Source organism: Pseudomonas sp. GL_103, from assembly GCF_057835175.1.
Genome location: NZ_CM174420.1, coordinates 2,955,110 through 2,976,525 on the forward strand (window position 1 = coordinate 2,955,110; position 21,416 = coordinate 2,976,525).

At 58.5% G+C, this 21,416-nt stretch carries 16 protein-coding genes; 11 read left to right on the forward strand and 5 right to left on the reverse strand.

The window, feature by feature from the left end; translation table 11 throughout:
* The first annotated feature begins 83 nt into the window (after nucleotides 1-83).
* From AC3IP0_RS13390 to AC3IP0_RS13410, 5 genes are all read left to right on the forward strand, one after another.
* Nucleotides 84-956 (forward strand): DNA/RNA non-specific endonuclease, encoded by an 873-nt coding sequence (locus AC3IP0_RS13390; protein WP_489327624.1) that lies wholly within the window; start codon nucleotides 84-86, stop codon nucleotides 954-956.
* 224 nt (nucleotides 957-1,180) lie between these two features.
* The gene (gene speF, locus AC3IP0_RS13395) at nucleotides 1,181-3,364 is read left to right on the forward strand and encodes an ornithine decarboxylase SpeF (RefSeq protein ID WP_489327626.1); all 2,184 of its coding nucleotides are present in this window, start codon (nucleotides 1,181-1,183) and stop codon (nucleotides 3,362-3,364) included.
* A gap of 131 nt (nucleotides 3,365-3,495) precedes the next feature.
* On the forward strand, nucleotides 3,496-4,836 hold the full coding sequence (gene potE, locus AC3IP0_RS13400; protein WP_150723891.1) for a putrescine-ornithine antiporter: 1,341 nt from the start codon (nucleotides 3,496-3,498) through the stop codon (nucleotides 4,834-4,836).
* Between the two features lie 48 nt (nucleotides 4,837-4,884).
* On the forward strand, nucleotides 4,885-5,790 hold the full coding sequence (locus AC3IP0_RS13405) for an amino acid ABC transporter substrate-binding protein (RefSeq protein ID WP_489319681.1): 906 nt from the start codon (nucleotides 4,885-4,887) through the stop codon (nucleotides 5,788-5,790).
* A gap of 267 nt (nucleotides 5,791-6,057) precedes the next feature.
* Complete coding sequence (locus tag AC3IP0_RS13410; protein WP_489319682.1) at nucleotides 6,058-7,959, forward strand: potassium transporter Kup; 1,902 nt, start codon at nucleotides 6,058-6,060, stop codon at nucleotides 7,957-7,959.
* Between the two features lie 59 nt (nucleotides 7,960-8,018).
* Here the strand turns inward: AC3IP0_RS13410 and AC3IP0_RS13415 are convergent, their stop codons facing one another.
* Both AC3IP0_RS13415 and AC3IP0_RS13420 read right to left on the reverse strand, forming a co-directional pair.
* A complete protein-coding gene (locus AC3IP0_RS13415) occupies nucleotides 8,019-8,969 on the reverse strand; it encodes a magnesium transporter CorA family protein (RefSeq protein WP_489319683.1) in 951 nt (316 codons plus the stop codon).
* A gap of 66 nt (nucleotides 8,970-9,035) precedes the next feature.
* Nucleotides 9,036-10,622 (reverse strand): RimK family ATP-grasp domain-containing protein, encoded by a 1,587-nt coding sequence (locus AC3IP0_RS13420; RefSeq protein WP_489319684.1) that lies wholly within the window; start codon nucleotides 10,620-10,622, stop codon nucleotides 9,036-9,038.
* 92 nt (nucleotides 10,623-10,714) lie between these two features.
* Between AC3IP0_RS13420 and rimI the strand changes: the two genes are divergently transcribed.
* Nucleotides 10,715-11,827, forward strand: a complete 1,113-nt coding sequence (gene rimI / locus AC3IP0_RS13425; protein ID WP_489319685.1) for a ribosomal protein S18-alanine N-acetyltransferase — start codon at nucleotides 10,715-10,717, stop codon at nucleotides 11,825-11,827.
* A 93-nt stretch (nucleotides 11,828-11,920) separates the two neighbouring features.
* Here the strand turns inward: rimI and AC3IP0_RS13430 are convergent, their stop codons facing one another.
* The gene (locus AC3IP0_RS13430) at nucleotides 11,921-13,258 is read right to left on the reverse strand and encodes an MFS transporter (RefSeq protein WP_489319686.1); all 1,338 of its coding nucleotides are present in this window, start codon (nucleotides 13,256-13,258) and stop codon (nucleotides 11,921-11,923) included.
* A 227-nt stretch (nucleotides 13,259-13,485) separates the two neighbouring features.
* Here AC3IP0_RS13430 and AC3IP0_RS13435 point away from each other — a divergent pair, with 227 nt between their 5' ends.
* Together AC3IP0_RS13435 and AC3IP0_RS13440 are read left to right on the forward strand one after the other, a co-directional pair.
* Nucleotides 13,486-14,052 carry a nucleotidyltransferase family protein gene (locus tag AC3IP0_RS13435; RefSeq protein WP_489319687.1) on the forward strand — a complete coding sequence of 189 codons (567 nt, stop codon included), beginning with the start codon at nucleotides 13,486-13,488 and terminating at the stop codon, nucleotides 14,050-14,052.
* A 57-nt stretch (nucleotides 14,053-14,109) separates the two neighbouring features.
* Entirely contained in the window at nucleotides 14,110-14,271 is a 162-nt protein-coding gene (locus AC3IP0_RS13440) for a DUF2986 domain-containing protein (RefSeq protein WP_489319688.1), read from the forward strand.
* A gap of 140 nt (nucleotides 14,272-14,411) precedes the next feature.
* On the opposite strand, the gene AC3IP0_RS13445 is transcribed toward AC3IP0_RS13440, so the two are convergent.
* Nucleotides 14,412-15,734 (reverse strand): DUF1329 domain-containing protein, encoded by a 1,323-nt coding sequence (locus tag AC3IP0_RS13445; RefSeq protein ID WP_489319689.1) that lies wholly within the window; start codon nucleotides 15,732-15,734, stop codon nucleotides 14,412-14,414.
* Between the two features lie 331 nt (nucleotides 15,735-16,065).
* On the opposite strand from AC3IP0_RS13445, the gene AC3IP0_RS13450 reads away from it, so the two are divergent.
* From AC3IP0_RS13450 to AC3IP0_RS13460, 3 genes are all read left to right on the forward strand, one after another.
* Complete coding sequence (locus AC3IP0_RS13450; protein WP_008053401.1) at nucleotides 16,066-16,311, forward strand: hypothetical protein; 246 nt, start codon at nucleotides 16,066-16,068, stop codon at nucleotides 16,309-16,311.
* Between the two features lie 192 nt (nucleotides 16,312-16,503).
* Nucleotides 16,504-19,401: a sensor domain-containing phosphodiesterase gene (locus tag AC3IP0_RS13455; RefSeq protein ID WP_489319691.1), complete on the forward strand. Its 2,898-nt coding sequence runs from the start codon at nucleotides 16,504-16,506 to the stop codon at nucleotides 19,399-19,401.
* Nucleotides 19,402-19,434: 33 nt separating this feature from the next.
* Nucleotides 19,435-20,013 carry an eCIS core domain-containing protein gene (locus AC3IP0_RS13460; protein ID WP_489319692.1) on the forward strand — a complete coding sequence of 193 codons (579 nt, stop codon included), beginning with the start codon at nucleotides 19,435-19,437 and terminating at the stop codon, nucleotides 20,011-20,013.
* An 89-nt stretch (nucleotides 20,014-20,102) separates the two neighbouring features.
* On the opposite strand, the gene AC3IP0_RS13465 is transcribed toward AC3IP0_RS13460, so the two are convergent.
* Nucleotides 20,103-21,335, reverse strand: coding sequence for an MFS transporter (locus AC3IP0_RS13465; protein ID WP_489319693.1), 1,233 nt, complete (start codon nucleotides 21,333-21,335; stop codon nucleotides 20,103-20,105).
* Nucleotides 21,336-21,416 lie beyond the last annotated feature (81 nt).

Here is a 21,416-nt window from a genome sequence, read left to right on the forward strand (position 1 = left end):
TAATCAGCAACGCCCTCCACCGGGTTCCGTGAATCGGGCCTCGCCGTACGTTTATCCCTCAATTCCATTCGAAGATTTAACCCATGTACCTACGCAAAATTGCAGTTGGGCTGTCGGCCCTTGTTTTGCTCTCGACCGGGGCGCAAGCCCGCAGTCTGCTGGACATCCTCAAGCCACCCACCGCGCAACATGAACAAACATCCCGCTCCGGCTCGATCAGCCAGAACGCGGCCCTGGACCTCTATTCAAGCAAACAGAAACAGGCTTCGTTTGACGGCTGCGCAGACCTGTTCCCGGCAGCGAAACCGATCAACACGGCCACAGTGCCTGCCTCCATGAAACCCCTGGCGCTGTGTTCCGACAACTTCGCGGTGCTGTACTCGCAAACCAGCAAGACCCCGCTGGTGGTGGTCGAACGCCTGAATGCGGCCCAGTTGCAGGATGCCAAAGGGGAGGAGCGCACCAACCAGTTCTACCCGGACCCACGCATTCCCAAGAGTGGGCGCGCCGAGTTGAGCGACTACCGCAGCCAGCATCCGGCCGTGGACCGTGGCCATCAATCCCCGGCAGCCGATGCGCCGAACCCCAAGGCAATGGCCCAATCCTTTGCGCTGTCGAACATGGTGCCGCAAGACCCGACCAACAACCGGAAGATCTGGAGCAAGGTCGAGTCTGATGTCCGCAAGTTTGCCAAGCGCGCCGATGGCAACGTGTTTGTCTTTACCGGTCCGCTCTTTGACCCGGGTCACTCGACCATCGGCGACAACCAGGTCTGGGTGCCGACCCGCCTGTTCAAGCTGGTGTACGACGCATCGTCCAAACGTGCCTGGGCCTACGTGCTGCCTAACGCAGAAACCCGGATCGAGAAGCCGATGGACTATGAGACGTTCGTGAAGAGTACCGGGCTCAAGCTGCTCGGGAACCTGCCCGTTACAGGTTCCGCAGGGCGCAGTTGATGGCTGGATGAGCAGCACCCCAAAGGTTGGAGGCAACCGATGGGGTGTTTCATTGCCATGAACCACGCAAAAACAAGGTCAAGGAAATAAATTCAGCAAGAAGTAACAATTAGTAAAAATGAACTATACCCAATAGGGCAATCGCTCCTGACCCCGGGACATGATGCCTCCACAAATACTCGTCCCAGGAACTTCAACGTCAGACAGACCGAGAGATTCTGGTTATGAACGCTTTGAAAATCGCTGCCAGCGATGCGGTTCGAGCTTGCTTTCGTAATTCCCGTGAAATCGTCCGGCTCGACCAGACTGACTTTACCGATGTCGCTGTCGCCGTACTCTCGAAAGATGATTTGGCAGCCGGGGCGCTGGATGCCATCAAGCGTACCGGTTTCGACATCCCGATCTTCCTGGTGGCCTCTCAGGGCCGCAGCAATCGCTCCCTGGCGATCTACAAGCAACTGCAGGATGTCATCTTGCAGGTCAATGGTGTCTTCGACTTATCCAGCAATAATGCCGAATACCACGGCAACCAACTGGAAACCGCCGCCAAGGCCTATGAAGAAAGCCTGCTGCCGCCGTTCTTCGATGCGCTCAAGCACTACACCGAGGCGGCCAACGCCACCTTTGCCTGCCCCGGTCACCAGGGCGGCCAGTTCTTTCGCAAGCACCCGGCGGGTCGGCAGTTTTTCGACTTCTTCGGCGAGACGCTGTTTCGCGCCGACATGTGCAACGCCGACGTCAAGCTCGGCGACTTGCTGATCCACGAAGGCCCGGCGCTGCTGGCGCAGAAACACGCCGCGCAAGTGTTCAATGCGGACAAAACCTACTTCGTGCTCAACGGCACCTCGGCCTCGAACAAAGTGGTGACCAACGCCCTGTTGACCCCCGGTGACCTGGTGCTGTTCGACCGCAACAACCACAAATCCAACCACCAGGGCGCGCTGTTGCAGGCCGGTGCCACGCCGGTCTATCTGGAAACCGCGCGCAACCCCTACGGCTTCATCGGCGGCATCGACGCCCACTGTTTCGAAGAAGACTACCTGCGCGAACTGATCGCCGAAGTCGCCCCGGACAAGGCGCAGCTGCCACGGCCGTTCCGCCTGGCGATCATTCAGTTGGGCACCTACGACGGCACCATCTACAACGCCCGGCAAGTGGTCGACCGCATCGGCAAGCTGTGCGACTACATCCTGTTCGACTCGGCGTGGGTCGGCTATGAGCAGTTCATCCCGATGATGAAAGACTGCTCGCCGCTGTTGCTCGATCTCGACGAGAACGACCCGGGCATCTTTGTCACCCAGTCGGTGCACAAGCAGCAGGCCGGTTTTTCCCAGGCTTCCCAGGTGCACAAGAAGGACCGCCACATCAAAGGCCAGGCGCGCTATTGCAACCATCACCGGCTCAACAACGCGTTCATGGCCCAGGCCTCCACCAGCCCCTTCTACCCGCTGTTCGCCTCGCTGGATGTGAATGCGCGCATTCACTCGGGCCGTAGCGGCCTGCGCCTGTGGGAAGACTGCGTGAAGTTCGGCATCGAAGCGCGCAAGTTGATCCTCGAAGCCTGCACCATGGTCCGCCCGTTCGTGCCGCACACCATTGAAGGCCGCGCGTGGGAAGACTATCCGACGGAAGAAATCGCCAACGACATCCGCTTCTTCGAGTTCCATCCGAAGGATCGCTGGCACGCCTTTGCCGGCTACGCCGAGAAGCAGTACTTCATCGACCCGTGCAAGTTGCTGTTCACCACGCCGGGCATCGACCCGGTGGACGGCAGCTACACCGACTTCGGGATTCACGCCGGCATCCTCGCCAACTTCCTGCGCGAGAACGGCATCGTCCCGGAAAAGTGCGACCTCAACTCGATCCTGTTCCTGCTCACCCCGGCCGAAGACTGGGCGAAGATGACTCACCTGGCCGCGCAAATCGCCCGTTTCGAACGCTTCATCAGCGATGACGCGCCGATGAGCCGGGTGCTGCCGGCCATCTACGCGCAGCATCAGGAACGCTATCGAAACTACACCATTCGCCAGCTCTGCCAGGAAATGCACGACCTGTACCGCCATCACAACGTGCAGCAGTTGCAGAAGGACATGTTCCGCAAGGAGCACTTCCCGAAAAAGGCCATGAACCCGCAGCAAGCGCAGATCGAGTACATCCGCGGCAACGTCGAACTGGTGGCGCTGGCGGAGGCCGACGGGCGTATCGCCGCCGAAGGCGCGTTGCCGTATCCACCGGGTGTGCTGTGCGTGGTGCCCGGGGAGATCTGGGGCGGCGCGGTGCTCAAGTACTTCCTGGCCCTGGAAGAAGGCATCAACCGCTTGCCCGGTTTCACCCCGGAGTTGCAGGGGGTGTACCTGAAGCAGGAGGGCGGTCGTACCCGGGCGTATGGGTACGTGCTCAAGGCCTGATGCTGCACGGGTCAGAGCGCCCAACCTACAAAGTTCATGTGGTCAAGCAATAAGCATTAGCCCCTGTCCGGCCGCGTGCTGCACGTCGTCAGACCCAGGTTCAAAACTCTGCAAAAGGCAAGGAGTTTGCGATGGCTGATTCAAGCAAGAAAATGGGTCTGATGGGGCTCACGACGCTGGTAACGGTCAACATGATGGGCTCGGGCATCATCATGTTGCCCACCAACATGGCTCAACTGGGTGCCGTCTCGCTGCTGTCATGGATCTTCACGGCGATCGGTTCGATGGCCATCGCCTACTGCTTTGCCCAGTGCGGGGTCTTCTGTCCGCGCTCCGGCGGCTTGTCCGCCTACACCGAAGAAGCTCATTCAAAGTCGGGGTTTTTCCTCTGCTCGTACCTGTACTTCCTGTCACTGGCCATCGCCAACGTGGCCGTGGCCATTTCGGCGGTGGGCTACATGACGGCCTTCGTGCCCTGGCTGGGCACGGGTGCCATTCCATTGTGCGTCGGCACGATCGGGCTGATCTGGCTGACCACCTTCGCCAACTTCGGTGGCCCTGGCATTACCGGCAAGATCGGTGCGTTCACGGTGTGGGGGGTGATCATTCCGGTCGCGGGCCTGAGCATCATCGGCTGGTTCTGGTTCAAGCCCGATGTGCTGGCCGCCGCCTGGAACCCCAACAGCCTGCCGATTTCCGAAGCCATCGGCAAAGCCATACCCCTGACCCTGTGGGCCTTCCTGGGCATGGAATCGGCGGCCCAGGCCACTGATGCCGTGGAAAACCCCAAGCGCAATGTGCCGCTGGCCTGCCTGTTCGGCACCCTGGGGGCCGCCGTGGTCTATGTGCTGTCGACCACCGTCATCCAGGGCATCATTCCCAATGACGAACTGGCCAAATCCTCGGCGCCCTTCGCGTTGGTCTACGCCACGATGTTCAGCCCGATGGTGGGCAATATCGTCATGGCGCTGGCGGTCATGGCCTGTGTCGGCTCGCTGCTGGGCTGGCAATTCACCCTGGCGCAAACGGCCAAGATGACGGCTGACCAGAACCTGTTCCTCAAGCTGTTCAGCAAGGTCAACTCGATGAATGCGCCCGTCGTCGGCATGATTGTCTGCGGCGTGCTGCAGACCCTCATGGCCCTGTCGACCATCTCGCCCGATGCCGCCGCCCAGTTCAGCAAGCTGGTCAGCCTGGCGGCGGTCACCAACCTGATCCCCTATATAACGGCGATGACCGGCCTGTTGGTGATCATGCACAAGGCCGGGGTCTCGTCGGCCATATACTCGCGTAACCTGGTGGTCTTGCTGATTGCCATAACGTACTCCTTGTACGCCCTGTATGCCTGCGGCAAGGATGCAGTGATGGGCGGCACCCTGGTGCTCGCTGTCGGCTACCTGCTCTATGGATTCCTCGCCAAGCGCTTCACCGAAGCGCCAGCGGCCAACCAGGCCAGGGCCGCAAACCCTTAGGCGTGGCCAACAGGACTGCACAGACATCTGCATACGGGGAAACCGGACATGAACGTACCATTTGCCACAACCACCAGACTGCTGCTGGCCTTCGCACTCTCGACGCTGCCGCTAGTGGCCGGAGCCAACACCCTCGAACGCGTGCGCAGCAGCCACACCTTTACCCTGGGCTACCTGCCTGACCTGGCCCCTTTCAGCAAACAGGAGGGCGACAAGGCCAGCGGTTATGCCATCGACCTGTGCCTGAAAGTCGCTGACAAGCTCAAGAGCGAACTGGGCCTGCCTGACCTGCAAGTGCACTATCAGCCCGTAACGGTTTCGGACCAGGTCAGTGCCGTGAGCCAGGGCAAGGTTGATATCCTCTGCACGCCGACAGCGCCTACCCTGGAACGGCGCAAGATGATCAGCTACTCCATACCGGTCTACACCGCCGGCCTCTCGGTGGTGGTGCGCAACGATGCTGGCGAACCCTTGCTCAATGTGCTCAATGGCAAGGTCGCCAATGCCGGCCCGACCTGGCGTGCCAGCATCAACAACGGCCTGGCCAACCAAACCTACGCGACCCTGGAAGGGGGCGTGACCGAAGACTGGATTCGCGAGCAGATGCGTCTGCTCAACGTGATCGCCTCGCTGGTGACCGTGGCCAACAACGACGAAGGCGTCAAGCTGGTCGCCGAGGGCAAGGCCGATGCCTTCTTCTCCGAACGCATGCTGCTGCGCAACGAAATCGCCAAGGAAGGTGCGGCCAAAAACCTGATGATCCTGGACCGCATCTTCGAGTACTCGCCGGTGGCGATGATCGTGGATCGCAACGACGAAGACTTCCGCTTGCTGGTCGATACGGCCCTGAGTGAAGCCTATTACTCGGGCTTTGTAGAAAAGGCCTACGACCAGTATCTGGGCGGGAGCAACCTTACCGTGAAGAGACTGTTCAGGGTCTATGCATTGCCCTGATGCCATCGTGAATCAAAGGCCGCCTGCGGGCGGCCTTCCAGAGCGCGCGCATTCGCACGCGTCATCGGGCCACTGGCGGCCGACTTCTTCGCGAGTCCGCTCACCGTTTAATTTTTACGCATTCTTTACGGTAGGCGGTTTTGTCCGCAACGATACTGGCCGCGATTTTTCAGACCGTCCATGCGTCTGCGTTTCTAATGACGCTGGCAATGTATCGCCCAAGGATGGCGTGAACTTTCTCCCCCCGCAATTTGAGAGAAGCGACCCTTGAGTGAAAATGTGACCAGTGCGCATGCAGATTCCCCATCCAGAACGTCAGGAGTGGGCTTGCTCGTCGCCGCCGTTGGAGTGGTTTACGGGGACATTGGTACCAGCCCCCTCTACACGCTGAAAGAAGTCTTTTCCGGCCACTACGGCGTTCAGGCCAATCACGACGGCGTGCTGGGCATTCTGTCGTTGATCTTTTGGTCGCTGATCTGGGTGGTCTCGATCAAATACGTGCTGTTTATTCTGCGTGCCAACAATCAGGGCGAAGGCGGCATCATGGCGTTGACGGCGTTAGCCCGCCGCGCGGCCACACCTTATCCGCACATGAGTAAAATACTCGTTCTGCTTGGCCTCTTCGGTGCGGCACTTTTTTACGGGGACAGCATGATTACCCCGGCTATTTCGGTGCTCTCTGCGGTTGAAGGACTACAGCTGGCGTTTGACGGAATCGAGCACTGGGTTGTGCCCTTGTCAGTGATCGTGCTGGTGGCGCTGTTCTTGATACAGAAACACGGTACGGCACGCATCGGTATCTTGTTCGGCCCAGTGATGGTGCTGTGGTTTGTAGTGCTGGGTGCGCTGGGGATCTACGGGATTTTGCAGCGGCCGGAAGTACTGCAAGCGCTCAATCCATACTGGGGAGCGCATTTCTTTATCGCTCATCCGGGAATCGGTGTGGCCATCCTTGGTGCAGTGGTACTCGCGCTGACGGGCGCCGAAGCACTGTATGCCGACATGGGGCACTTCGGTCGCAAGCCCATTGCCCGCGCGTGGTTCATATTGGTGTTGCCAGGACTGGTACTCAATTATTTTGGCCAAGGTGCCTTGATCCTCGAGAATCCGGAGGCGGTGCGCAATCCATTTTATTTGCTCGCACCGGGCTGGGCCCTGCTGCCGATGGTCGCACTCTCCACACTGGCGACCATCATCGCTTCTCAAGCCGTGATCTCCGGCGCATTTTCCCTGACTCACCAGGCCATCCAGCTTGGGTATGTCCCCCGCATGTTTATCCAGCACACCTCCAGTCAGGAGCAGGGACAGATTTACATTGGCACGGTTAACTGGGCATTGATGGTCGGTGTTGTTCTGCTGGTCATCGGTTTCGAGTCGTCCAGTGCGTTGGCCGCAGCCTATGGTGTCGCGGTGACGGGGACCATGTTGATCACAACAATCCTGTCCTCGGCGGTGGTCCTGCTCCTATGGAAAACTCCGCGCTGGTTGGCCATTCCAATGTTGCTGGGATTTTTGCTGGTCGATGGCCTGTACTTCGCGGCCAACGCACCAAAGATTTTCCAGGGCGGTGCGTTCCCGGTGATTGCCGGTATTGGCCTGTTCATTTTGATGACCACCTGGAAACGGGGCCGCAAGATCATTGTTGAACGGCTGGATGAAACCGCGCTGCCTCTACCGCTGTTCATCGGCAGCATCCGTACGCAACCTCCCCATCGAGTGCAAGGCACGGCGGTGTTTCTGACGGCCAGGGCCGATGCTGTTCCTCATGCACTTTTGCACAACCTGCTGCATAACCAGGTTTTGCATGAGCAAGTGGTATTGCTCACAGTAGTGTCTGAAGACAGCCCTCGCGTGAGTGCTGAACGGCGGTTCGAGGTTGAGGCCTATGGTGAAGGCTTCTTCCGGGTCAGTCTGCACTTTGGCTTTATCGAGGAGCCCGATGTCCCCTTGGCGTTGAGTCTCTGTCATTTGTCTGAGCTGGATTTCAGTCCAATGCGCACGACCTATTTCCTCAGCCGAGAGACGGTGATCCCGACCAAACGAATAGGTATGGCCCGCTGGCGAGAAGGCCTGTTCGCGTTTTTGCTGAAGAACGCCAATAGCAACCTGAGGTACTTCAAGTTGCCGTTGAATCGGGTGATTGAGCTGGGCACACAGGTTGAGATGTAAAGAGTCATCGAGTATCCGAGGGGGCAGGGGGCGGCGCGAGAAGTTCGAAGCCGCCGCGTTCAATGCGGACCATTCATGCTGGATGAACCCCGCGTCAGACGCTTGAGCGCGAGGACCATCAGGCCCCCTGCAACCAGCATTCCCGTGAGAAAAAGCGGATAGGCAACCCACCAGGGGACGGCGGAAGTCATCATGCTGAACTCTGACATGCCACCAATACTGGCAATCAGGTTGAGAGGCAGGAACACCACATTGATCAACGTCAGTTTGCGCAGCAGGTTGTTCATGGTGTTGTTCATCAAGTTGCCGCGTGCATCGATCAAGCCGGCAAACACTCTGGAGTAGATTTCCGCCTGTTTGTTGCACTGGGTGTTCTCGATGATCAGATCGTCGATCAGCGCGATCGCCTCGACGCTGAAGTGCTCTTTTTCTGCATGATTGCGCAGCCGGGTCAGGACAGCACCATTGCTGTGAATCGCATTGATGTAATAGATCAGGCTTTCGCTCAGATTAAACATCTGGATCAGATGCCGATTCTCCATCGAGGCGTTGAACTTCTGCTGCAACTCGCGAGCCACCATCTTGATCACTTTGAGGTGACCCAGGTAGTGGTGGAGATTGTTGAACAGTATGTCCAGCAGCACATCCTGCGGTGTGTGCAAGGGGAGCCGCTGCCCCAGGCCACTCAACTGGGAATCGTCAGTCGCGATTACCAGCAAGCGTGATTGAGAGAACAGCAAGCCGAACGACGAGACCTCGAAGGCCAGGCTATCTCCGCCCGAGTAACTCTCTGGACGCTTCCAGATCAAGAACAGGTTATCCGGATGGAATTCGATGCGTGAAACTTCGTCCGGGTCCAGCGCCGAAGCCAGCGCGTGATCATCCAGTTTGAAATCGCTGCGCAATAGATCCCGTTCTGCCGCATCGGGATTACTGAACAACATCACATCGGTATCGAGGTGTTCAACCGATACCAGCGCCCCATTGGCGAGTTGAAAACTCTTGATCACGTCTGACCTATGGCGTTATCGACTTGGAAAAATCAGTGTCATGCAAGCTGGTATCGGAGCATGCGTTTACCACGCCTGGCCACGACGTTTCAGCTCGAGACGGCGAATGAACTCTTCCAGAACCAGGCAATACAGGTCGTCCTGCAAGTAAGCGTCTTCGATGCCCGCGTCCATGTTCGGGTTGTCATTGACCTCGATTACCACCACCTTATCCCCCGACTGTTTCAGGTCGACCCCGTACAAACCATCACCAATGAGGTTGGCTGTCTTCACCGCCAGTTCGACCACCGCCCGGGGAGCTTCGTGAACCGCCAGCGTGCGGCATTCGCCGTTGATGTCCTGGCCCTTGGCTTTGTGGTTGTAGATCTGCCAGTGACCTTTGGACATGAAGTACTGGCAGGCGAAAATCGGTTTGCGGTTGAGCACGCCAATGCGCCAGTCGTACTCGGTGTAAAAGAACTCCTGAGCCAGTAGCAGCACAGAGTGTTCGAATAGCTCAGCGGTGGCTTCGAGCAGTACCTGTTGGCTTTCGACCTTGATTACGCCCCGGGAAAAGCAGCCATCGGGAATCTTCAGCACTAATGGGAAGCCCAGGCGTTCACCCACTCGCTCGAAGTCTTCCGGTCGTTCCTTGTAGAGAATCTCGGTTGCCGGCATACCCAATTGATGGCTTTTGAGTAGATCAGTCAGGTAAACCTTATTGGTACAGCGCAGGATTGAAGCGGGATCGTCCATCACTACCAGACCTTCGCTTTCCGCCTTCTTGGCGAAGCGATAGGTGTGGTTATCCACGCTGGTGGTTTCGCGAATCAACAGGGCGTCATACTCGGCGACTCGTGAATAGTCTTTCTTTTCGATCAGATCGACATCAATACCCAAGCCTTTGCCGACCCGGATAAAATTCTCCAGGGCCTTGGCATTGGAAGGCGGCAGCGCTTCTTGCGAGTCATGCAAAATGGCCAGGTCGTAGCGGGCCACGCGGGGTGAACGTGGCATACGCCATATCTTGCGGCTGAAGCTGTCCAGCGAGTTGGAAAACTGATCTTCCTGGTCTTCGCGCAACTTTTGCAAGACGCCGGACTTTATTCCGTCGATCCGCCAACTATTACTTTTACGGAACTCTACCAGGAGGATCGGGCATGGGAAGATTTCAAAGATTTGCCGCGCCAGATCCTGTAATGGTTCAAGGTTGGTTTTACCGAAGTACAAGGTAAGCGTGAATCCTTCGGTATTACTGTAAATATGGTTGTTCAGTGCTTTGTCCAGTGTTTTGCCCAGATCATCCAGCGCCAGGCCATACAGTGATTTTTTGGTAAGTTCGCTGATAGTACGCACAGACGGAATAACTTTATGGCCGCGTGCTTCTGCCAGCAGTGAACAGTAATACCCGTGCCCCAGATACTTGTAGCTTCGGCACAGATTAATAACCTGGACGCGCTTGCCGGCTTCGATTTCAAGAGGCTGTTCCAGGTACTCCTGCGCACTCATCACATCCTCTGATGGGAAGTAAGAGGCCCAGTCTTCTTTTCGTTCAACAATAATAATCACCTGGCTGGATCTTCCCGGTGCCTCCGGTAAATAAGTCAGGTTTGATATTGCCGCTAACCGATTTTGCTCTGATACTTCACGCAAGCCACCCTGTACCGCTGACATATGAAAAGGTCCGTTGGAGAACAAGTCCTTATCTATTAAGCACGGTACTTTTAAAAAGTCTCGTTTCGTTACGCAACTTTTACGGTGGGGCCATGAGTCTGTTATTTCGCAATGCTACACAGGATGATCTGAAGTCTCTGCTGGAACTGGAGAACCAATGCTTTACCTCTGATCGACTGACTCCGCGCAGTTTCCAGTGGATGATCAGCCGAGCCCATGCCAGCCTGATCGTTGCGCAGAACGGGAGCCAACTGATGGGCTACTGTCTGGTCCTGTTTCACCGTGGCACCTCTTTGGCGCGTCTGTATTCAATCGCTATCGCCACCCACAGTCGCGGCCTCGGTCTTGGAAAACAGCTGTTGGATCAGGCGGAAGATTGCGCTCGCGCTCACGACTGCGCCTACCTGCGACTGGAAGTGCGCCCGGATAATCCCGTCGCTATCAGTCTTTATGAGCGTAACGGTTACCGACGTTTCGCTGTGGTTCACGACTATTACGAAGACCATGCGCATGCGTTGCGTTTGGAGAAGCGCATTCTGCAACATCGCGAAAGCCGTGAATTCCAGGTGCCTTACTACCAACAAACCACTGAGTTTACCTGCGGCCCGGCGTGCCTCTTGATGGCCATGAGGGCGTTGCAACCCGATCGTTTGATCGAGCGCAGGGACGAACTGCAAATCTGGCGTGAAGCCACGACGGTGTTCATGACGTCGGGACACGGCGGGTGCAGTCCCCAAGGATTGGCATTGGCGGCCTGGCGCCGAGGGTTTCGAGTGCGCCTGCAGGTCAGTATCGCCGGCCCGCTATTTCTCGACGGGGTGCGCGACGAACATAAAAAGGAGGTCATTCGCCTGGTACACGAAGAGTTCTGCATGGAACTTCGGCACAGCGATGTGGAGCATGTCAGCAGCAACCAGCTGGATCTGGCGCTCACGCTGAAGGCCGGTGGTCAGCCCCTGGTGTTGATCAGCAGCTACCGTCTGACCCGCTCCAAAGCCCCGCACTGGGTCATTGTCACTGACTACGATGAAGACTTCGTCTACCTGCATGACCCGGACATCGATCACAGTCAGCACCGTCAGGCACTCGACTGCCAGCATCTACCCGTCAGTCACAAGGCGTTCGACAAGATGTGTGTTTTCGGCGGCAACAAGCTGCGCGCCTCAGTGACGCTTTACGCGCGCGAACAGTCCGGCAAGGAATGAAGCGATACCCAACCCCCGTTTCGGTGATGGGGTGTCGCGGCTGGGCCACATTGTGGCCGATTGCTGCCTGTTCTGCCGGCTCGTTTCGTGTTTTCAGGCGGATGCGCCCAAGCCTTCGGCTTTCTCCTGCGCCGCAACGTCATGCAGGGAAATCCTTGAAGTCTCCGGTAATGCCAGCCCGCCCGCCAATGCGAGCAATGCAATCGCAATCAGGTAGAACGCCGGCGACAGGTTGCTGCCGGTGGTGCTGATCAGCCACGTCGCCACCAGCGGCGCGGTGCCGCCGAAAAGGGTGTACGCCATGTTGTAGGTGATAGCCGAGGCGGTGTATCGAGTACGGGTAGGGAAGGTTTCCGAGAGCAAGGCCGCGGTCACCACGCCACACAACACCGCGCCAATCGCCAGGAGCATGACGCCGACGATGGACGCGGCGAACGACCCGGAGCTGGCCATCAGGAACGATGGATACACGACCACGATCAACAGCGCACAAGCGGTCATCACCGTGATTCGCCGTCCGACCCGGTCCGAATACAGCCCGGCCAGCGGGCAGATTGCCGCAGCGAACAGCAATGCAATCAGTGACACCAGCAAGGCTGTTGCGCGACTCAGGCCACCGGCGACTTGCAGGTAGGTCGCGAAGTAGGTGGTGAACATGTAAAACGAAAGTGCCGTGAGTGACACAAAAGCGCCCAGGCAACAGATTGCCGCACCATGGTTGCGCAAGGTTTCCTTGAGTGGAAAGTGTGCGACAGCATGTTCCTGCGTCACCGCCTGGAATGCCGGTGTCTCATCGAGCTTCCAGCGCAGGTAAAGCCCCACCAGGCCCAGGGGCGCGGCAATCAGGAACGGCAGGCGCCAGCCCCAGCTCCCCATTGCTTCGGCCGGCAATGACGCCTCGAGCGCGTAGGCCACCACGGCGGCTGCGGCAAAGGCGGAAAATGTCGACACCGGAATGAAGCTGCCGTACCAGGCGCGTTTATCACTCGGTGCGTGCTCCATCAGGTAGGCACAGGCGCCTGCGTATTCTCCGCCGGCGGAAAAGCCTTGGGCGCAACGGATCAGGGACAGAAGGATCGGCGCCATGACCCCGATCGCCGCATAAGTAGGCAGCAGACCGATCAAGGTCGTGGCACCGGCCATCAGCAGAATGGTCATCGCGAGGGTACGCTTGCGGCCGATCCTGTCGCCCAGCATGCCGAAGAAAATCCCGCCAAGGGGCCGAAACGCAAAGGCCACGGCGAATACCGCAAAGGTCTTGAGCAGCGCGGCACTGGCATCGCCGCTGGGGAAGAATTGCTGGGCGATGGTCGTGGCCAGAAAACCGTAGACGGCAAAGTCGAACCACTCGACGAAATTGCCGATGCCGGCGGCCACAATCACTCTTCTCAGCGTTTGCGGGCTGACTTGTTCCATAGTTGCGTTCGTCATGCTTGACCTCGACAATTCGTCAGTAAGCTATCGATTATCGGGGTTGGCCCTGAGGTGGTTCACTTCAAAAGTGTCACCCACATAGTCAGTACCGACTTCATGCCGTTGAATGAGGCAGGATTCGCGCCAGATTGGCCGAGGGAGAGAAACGGGCGATTTTTTCGCAAATCTGAAAAGCGTCGAGGTATTGTCGGTCGCCAGGATCAGATCAATCAGAAGGGACGAAAATGACATTGACTGTCGAAAGCCTGGTCAGGATCGCAATGACCAATCCGGTAAACGTAGAAATTTCCACTCGCTTGCCTGAGCTCGGTTTGAACCAATGCCTGCTCACGGCCGGTTGCCTGTTCCAGGCCGTCTGGAATCATCAGGCTCAGCGACCGCCAGAGTGGGGCGTGAAGGATTACGACGTCTTTTACTTCGATGATGACCTGTCGTGGGAAGCAGAGAATGAGGTCATCCAATCAGGTCAGCGTCTGTTCCAGGACCTCGACGTGAACATTGAGATCAAGAATCAGGCTCGCGTCCACTTGTGGTACGGCCAGCGCTTTGGCGGGGATTATCCAAGGCTTGAGTCGGCAAAAGACGGGATTGATCGCTACCTGGTTGCCGGCACCTGCATTGGCCTGGACATCGAAACTGGCGAGATCTATGCGCCCAACGGCCTGGCCGACACAGAGCACGGGTTACTTCGGATCAATCCAAAAAATTCCAAGCCAGAGCTGTTCGATCAGAAGGCGAGAAGTTATCAGGCTCGCTGGCCCTGGCTCAGGATCATGGAGCCGCAAAGTTGAATCGGTTAAATGTCTCAAGCTGATATCATTCAAGAATTACAGGCTGAGTAGAACAACATGAACCGTCAAAAGAAACTAAAGCAGCTGTTCAAGGCTAAGGCCAAAAAGGCCAGTGCCAAATTGGCACCGAAGAGCAAGTCGACCTACATCAGTAAAGCGGACCGATTGAAGCTGGCTGCACAAACCAGTGACGAGTCAACGATCGCCTCTGAGAGCTGATTCAGGTCGGACTGCGTAGACGTGGTCGACCCCTTCCTTCAAGTCGAAGCCGCTTCGCGGCTTTGAATGACCAGATCCCCTCGTTACATTTGACCGGCTACTTCGGGACGATTTCTGCCGTCTCGAAAGTCGTTACGGACCTAGCGGATACCAGCACCCGCCATGGACTCTGGCACCCACTGCGCCGTCGATAGCGGCTCGATGTAGCGGATACCGCCATGCGGGCCCACCACGCCATTGATGTTATAGGTGCCTTTCGACAGGTCGTAAGTCATGAAAGGAGTGGCGTCCGGGACCTGCTGGTCGTAGCTCTGGCTGAAGAACGCGAAGGAGCCACGGTATAGCTGGCCACGGGTGTCGTACTGATCGGAGGCCACCGCGGCCCAGGTGTCTTCATCCAGGTAGAAGCGGCGCTTCTGGTAGATGTGCTTCGCCCCAGGCTTGAGGTTGCCCTCCACGACGTAGACCCGGTGCTTTTCCCAGCGTACGAAGTCCGGGGCAATGAAGTTGGGCGTGGTCAGCGACTTGGCAGCGCGAGCGTAGGTAAGTTTGTACGTGTTGTAGGGCACGATCATTTCCTGCTTGCCGACCAGCGTCCAGTCGTACAGCTCGAGCGCACGGGCGGTACCGGGGTTGGGGGTGTCGTAGGCCAGGATCGAAATCTGTTTGACCCGGCGCTGGGCAGGCATGTACTGCCAGGCGCGGCCAGGGAACTGCGTCGGGTTGGTGGCGTTCTTGAGCATGATCGACTCGCCGGCTCGGCGCGCAGGTCCGGTATAGGACAGTTTCAACTGATAGTAGATGTCGGAGCTGTTGAACGGCTTCGACAGGTTCTCGTAGATCGGGAAGGAGATGAATGCCTCGCCGGTGACCGCCAGGCTCGGTACGCCCGCCGTGTCGACGCTCCAGGAGTCGTACTTGGAATGGATGTTGACGCCCTGGTAGCGCAGCAGGAAATTCCACATCGCTTCGGCGCCGGATTGCGGGATCGGGAAAGGCACCCCGGGCATCACATTGTCGATGGCAATCCCGCCGTTGAGGGACCTGGCGTTGGTGGCATTCTTGCGGCTGTTGTCCAGTATCGCCTGTGGCAGCGATGCGGTGCGGTGGGTCGGATAGACGTCGATGCGAAAGTCGGGGTAGCGCTTGGCCAACGCCACTGTGGTGGCGGTCAGCATGCCTTTGTACGCGTCGACGTTCCTGCCGTTGATCACCAGCAGCGGTTTTTCGCCCGCAAAGGGGTCCGGGCGCATGCTGTCGCCGGTCTTGAAACTGGAAGGGGCCGTGGTCAGGCCACCGTTGTAGGGCGGAATGGAGCCGTCGGCATTACCGGCCTTTTCGGCTCCCACCCACGTCAGGCTGGTGCCCAGCCGGGCGGCTTCCTGGCTCGATACATAGGCTTGGGCATCGATGGCCAGCGCCATGAGGGGTACAGCAGCCAGAAGACTTTTCACGAATTTCATATTGTTATTCTCCTGCCTGGCGTACCAGGCAACTCGTGACTCAGGCGCAGCAGTCGCTTACGTCTGCTCTTCGCCAGAGACCTTTTCAGTACTGCCATTAGATAGCCCCCATATCAGGGGCGCTTTTCATTCGACGACAGCCCCTTGGCTATTGATGACAGGCCCGGGCTGTCTCGGCGGGCATTCGATGGGGAGAGTGACCATCACTTGTTTGTATTTAACAGAGGAATCATCGGGTTACCGAATGGTCATAGCCATGGCTGAACACTGCCCGGATGAAAGTTTCGAGCAGCCATGCCCCTTCCATACCTCCGACGTTTAGGACGTTTTTATGAATCGCGCAGTAATCTTGATCGTGGCCATTTCCAGCGCCGTCTTGTTGGGAGGCTGCGGCCCGCATTGGGATGACGGAGAACGGTACGGGCGATATCACGATCATGACCATCGACGTGGTTACGACCAGAGAGGGGACGATGACCGAGGTTATGACCGTGACTATGATCGTCGTGGCTATGATCGCAGTGACTATGATCGCGATCACCGTCGCTACCGTGATCGCGATGACAACGACGATTGATACGTTGACTTCGAGCGATGGAAGCCAGGTCTGGACTACACACCGCGAATAATTAGTGGCCCGTCTCATACCTGGCACTAAAGTGAATAAAATCATTGAAAAAAGCCGCCATAAGCTTTAAACGGAAAGCCAAATGGCACATTGCAAGCAATCAGCCAGTGAGTTTCAGCCGTTTTGGCTCAGGGAGCGCTGATGAGTTTTCGTACATTGACCGGCTCTCCGCGGCAATCGAGCAATGACGCAGTTGCCGCATTTCACCCCCCAGGGAACCCGGATACTGTCGGCGTGTCTTGCCCCGGCAACGAGGACAGGATCGGACAACTGCTGGATTCGGCGCGCAACTGGGCCCACACCACCGCGTGGGTGTTTTACCGCGCCGGTGAACAGTTGCATCGGGTTGGTCAGGGCGACCCACGGGGACACTGGCCTTCAAGCGTTGCGAATGACGAGTTTGAAGCCTTTTGCCTGGCTTCGAACCTGCATCGCTGGCCCACCGGCAGGGGCGAAAGTGAGCTCGGTTGGCTGCTCGCGCCGGTCGCCGATGCTGCAGAACCGGCGCTTGCTGAACTTGCCCAGCGCCTGGGCATTGAGCTACAGACCAATACCCTGGCCCGTGCGCAGATCACTCAGCGTGTGCTGTATGAAATTACCTATCTGGCCAGCTCGACCCGTGACCGGTCAGAGTTCCTGGTGGGGGCTCACCGGCTGCTGGCCAGCCTGATCGACGCCGAGAACTTCTATCTCGCGTTGTATAACCCGCACACTGGCAAGATCGACTACCCGTATTACGTCGACATCATCGACGTTGATGCCCTGGAGTCCGAAAACTACGAATACCTTGACCCCTCGCGCCTGTCGCTGACGGGCCAGGTGTTGACCACCGGCCAGCCGTTGTTGATCGATGCCGCCGGTATTCTCGCGGCCCAGGTCGAGAACCGTTTCCACTGCGTGGGTGATCGTCCCGAGTTCTGGATGGGCGCACCGTTGAAAAATGCCTCGGACGAGGTGTTTGGCATGCTGGCGATGCAGGTCTACGACGTTTCTCGTGTCTACAGCGCTGAAGACCGCGCGCTGTTCCTGGTGGTCGCCCGCCACGTGGCCATGGCGCTGGACCGGATTCTGCACCGGGAGGACCTGGAAGAAACGGTGTTGCGTCGCACCCTGGAGCTTTCGGCAGTCAACGACGCATTGCGCCAGGAAGTCACAGACCGAGAGCGTGCCGAACATCTGCAAAGCGCGCTGTTCCAGATTGCAGAACTGTCGAGCCAGCCGGGTGACATGGCCGAGTTGTTCCGGACCCTGCACGGCATCGTCGGTGAGCTGCTGTTCGCGCAGAACTTCTACATTGCGCTGTTTGCCGACGCGACCGGCGAAGTGACGTTTCCCTATTATGTGGATGAACGGCAGACGACCTGCCCGGCGGCACGCCGAGGGCGCCGGGGCTTGACCGAGTACGTCATCCGTCAGCGCCGCCCCTGCCTGATTGACGTCGTGGAGGCTGAACGATTGTCCGCGCAAGGTGAAATCGAAATTGCCCATGAGTCTGTGCGCTCCTTCTCCTGGCTGGGCATTCCCTTGTTCGAAGACGACGTGGTGCGCGGTGTGCTGGCGGTGCAAAGCTATACCTCGCAGGTGCGCTATACCCTGCGCGACCAGGAACTGCTGACCTTCGTGTCGCGGCACATAGACACGGCGTTGTCGCGACGCACGGCCGCCGAAGCGATTCATGCCGCCAACCTCAAGCTCGAAGCCCGGGTGCAGAGCCGCACCCGCGAACTCGATCACGCCAATGCCAAGTTGCAGCACGAAAACTCTCACGATGCGCTGACCGGGCTACCCAATCGCACCTATCTGCAGCAGCGCCTCAACCTGGCCTGGTTGCGGTTCGGCCGCGAAGCCGGGCCCCTGGCGGTGATGTTCATCGACCTCGACCGCTTCAAGATGGTCAACGACAGCCTCGGCCACCATTTTGGCGACCTGCTGTTGATGCAGGCCGCCCACCGTTTGCGCGGTTGCCTGCGCGACACCGACATGTTGGCGCGCCTGGGGGGCGACGAGTTTTCGGTGCTGGCGCCCGAGGCGTCGCTGGAGGTGGTGATTGAAATCGCCGAACGGATCCTGGTGGCATTCGACCTGCCGTTCTTCATCAATGGCCATGAGGTTTTTTCGTCCTGCAGTATCGGCATCGTCAGCGCCGACAGTCAGTTCCATCACGAGCCCGCTGACTTGCTGCGCGATGCCGATGCGGCGATGTACCGGGTCAAGAGTGCCGGGCGCGACAGCTACGCGGTGTTCAACCAGGAAGTGCGCCGTGAAGTCTCGGACCAGGTCGAGCGAGAAGGGGCCTTGCGCAACGCACTCAAACGCACCGACGAACTGCTGCCGTATTTCCAGCCGATCGTCAGCGTCGACACCGGCGAACTGTTGGCCCTTGAAGCGCTGATCCGCTGGCACCAGCCGGGCGGCCGGGTGATCGCACCGGGCGAGTTCCTGCCGGATGTCGAGGGGTTGCGCCTGATCGGTCGACTGGACCTGTACATGCTCGCCAGCATTGCCGCAATCCTCGCACAGCCCGAACACGCCGACTGGCCACCGGTGCATGTCAATTGCTCCAGCTACAGCATGACCCGTCCCGAATTCGCCGGTGAGGTGCTGGCACTGTTGGCGCAGCACCGGGTTTCGCCATCGCGAATCTGCCTGGAGTTGACCGAAGGGGCACTGGTAGCCGAGCCCGCGATTGCCCGACAGACCATGCAACAACTGGCCGACAACGGCATGTCAGTGGTGCTCGATGACTTCGGCGCAGGGTTTTCATCCCTGAGCTATGTGCATCAATACCGTTTCAGCGGCTTGAAAATCGACAAGTCGTTTATCTTCGAACTGACCACCAGCCCCCGCAGTCGCGCGATCGTCCGGGCGATTGTACGGATGGCCGAATCGCTGGACCTGAGTGTGGTGGCCGAAGGCGTCGAGGATCAAGCGACGCTGGAGTTGCTGCGTGAAATCGGGGCAGGGCAGGCCCAGGGTTATCATTTTGCCAAGCCGATGAGCTTGAAGGCACTGTTGGCCAGTTCACTGCTCGGTCGCTAGGGGTTCACCACTGTCCGCGACCTGGAGAGTCCAATGTCGCCCATCATCACGCGCCTGCTGGCGCTGCTGATTCTTTGCCTGGCGCTTGAAGTGCCGGCCCAGACCAACGACTGCCCGGCTGGCGAGAAGCCAGTGTGCCTGGATGGCTGCATCTGCCTGCCGGACGTGGTGCCTGATGGCATCGACCAGATCGCGGCGCCTGCCCTGGCGTTGTGGCTGACCCAGGCCCGTGCTGAAACAGCGAACGCCGGCACCCAACCCATTCCACCGCACATCCGCGAGCAGCTGCTGCATTGGTACGAGCCCGGAGTCCTCGATACCGCGCGCTACAAAATCATCGACGACGGCCAATTCAACGCCGCCACCGCCATGCTGCAAAACCCCGATGTCGGTGCCGTGACGCTGATCGACATCATCCTGTTCCGGGACGCGCAATCCGCAGAACAGGACATCGCGCTCTGGGCTCACGAACTCAAACATGTGCAGCAGTATCAGGAGTGGGGGGTGCTGGGATTTGCCCAACGGTATACGCAGGATTTCAATGCGGTAGAGGCGCCGGCTTATGCCATACAGGCTGAGGTCAGGCGCTCGGTGCGGGCGGGGATTTACTGAAGGGCAGCGTACTTAAAAACAACTGCAATGATTTTATTGAGCGACAGGTTCTCATTGAACATCGTGACAGAACCGAGCAGTCCGGGCTTTCATAGGGATCTTCCTTGATGGTTCGTTGAGAAATGAAATGTGAGAAACCACAGCACCAGGGCAGTCGCACTGATCAAGGCGCCCAGCAGGCTGACGGCAATCCAGCCCCATAGCGCATACACCTGCGTCGCGGCGGCGGCACCCAGCGCGCTGCCCACCGAGTAAAAGCACATGTAGGCGCCGACCATGCGACTTTGCGCGTCGGGCCGGGCCGCGAAAATCAGGCTCTGGTTGGTGACGTGTACGGCTTGCACCGCGAAGTCGAGCAAGACCACCCCGCCAACCAGCGCGATCAGTGATGTTTGTGCAAAGGCGATGGGCAGCCAGGACAGCGTCAGGATCGCCAGCGAAATGCCGGTGACGCGTTGCCCCAGCCCCTGGTCGGCCCAGCGACCGGATCTTCTGGCAGCAAGGGCGCCGGCGACGCCCGCCAGGCCAAACAGGCCGATGACCGTGTGTGATAGCGACAGCGGTGGGGCGCTCAGCGGCAGCACCATGGATGTCCATAGCACGGAAAAAGCGGCAAAGATCAGCAAGGCCAACAGGCCTCTGGTTCGCAACACCGGTTCGGTCATGAACAGCATGAAGAGCGAGCGGATGAGTGCCGGGTAGGTGTATCGACTGCGTGGCGTCGCTGCGGGAGGCAAGACTTTCCAGAACACCGCAGCGAGGGTCAGCATCAATCCCGAGGAAACGAAATACACGGCGCGCCAGCCCGCCAGATCGGCGATCAGCCCGGAGGTGAACCGCGCCAGAAGAATGCCCAGGACAATGCCGCTGGTGACGGTCCCCACAGCCTGGCCGCGCTGTGACGGCGTTGCCAGCGCGGCGGTGCAGGCCACCAGCACTTGAACCATCACTGCCAGCAAACCCACAGCGATCATGGTCCCCAACAGAGTCAGCCATTGCTGTGCGGCGCCGACTCCCGCCAGCGCAATCGCAGACAGCAGCATTTGCGTCAAAATCAGCCCTTTACGGTTCAACAAGTCGCCCAGAGGGACGATGAACAGCAACCCCAGCGCGTAACCGACTTGAGTCGCCGTCACCACAAACCCGATCATTGATGGGGCAACATCCAGGCTCCGGGCCATTGAATCGAGCAAGGGTTGTGCGAAGTAGACGTTGGCGACGGCAAGCGCACAGGTGACAGAAAACAGAAACGTGAGTTGCGCAGAAAGCCCCGAAGTCTGCGCGACGAAAGGATGGGTGGCTGAATCGGTATCTGCTTTCACGTGAGCCTCCGTGGCGCTAAACTGGTTTCAATTAGCAACCTGATTCAATTGTTATCGAATCAGGTTTCAAATTGCAACCAC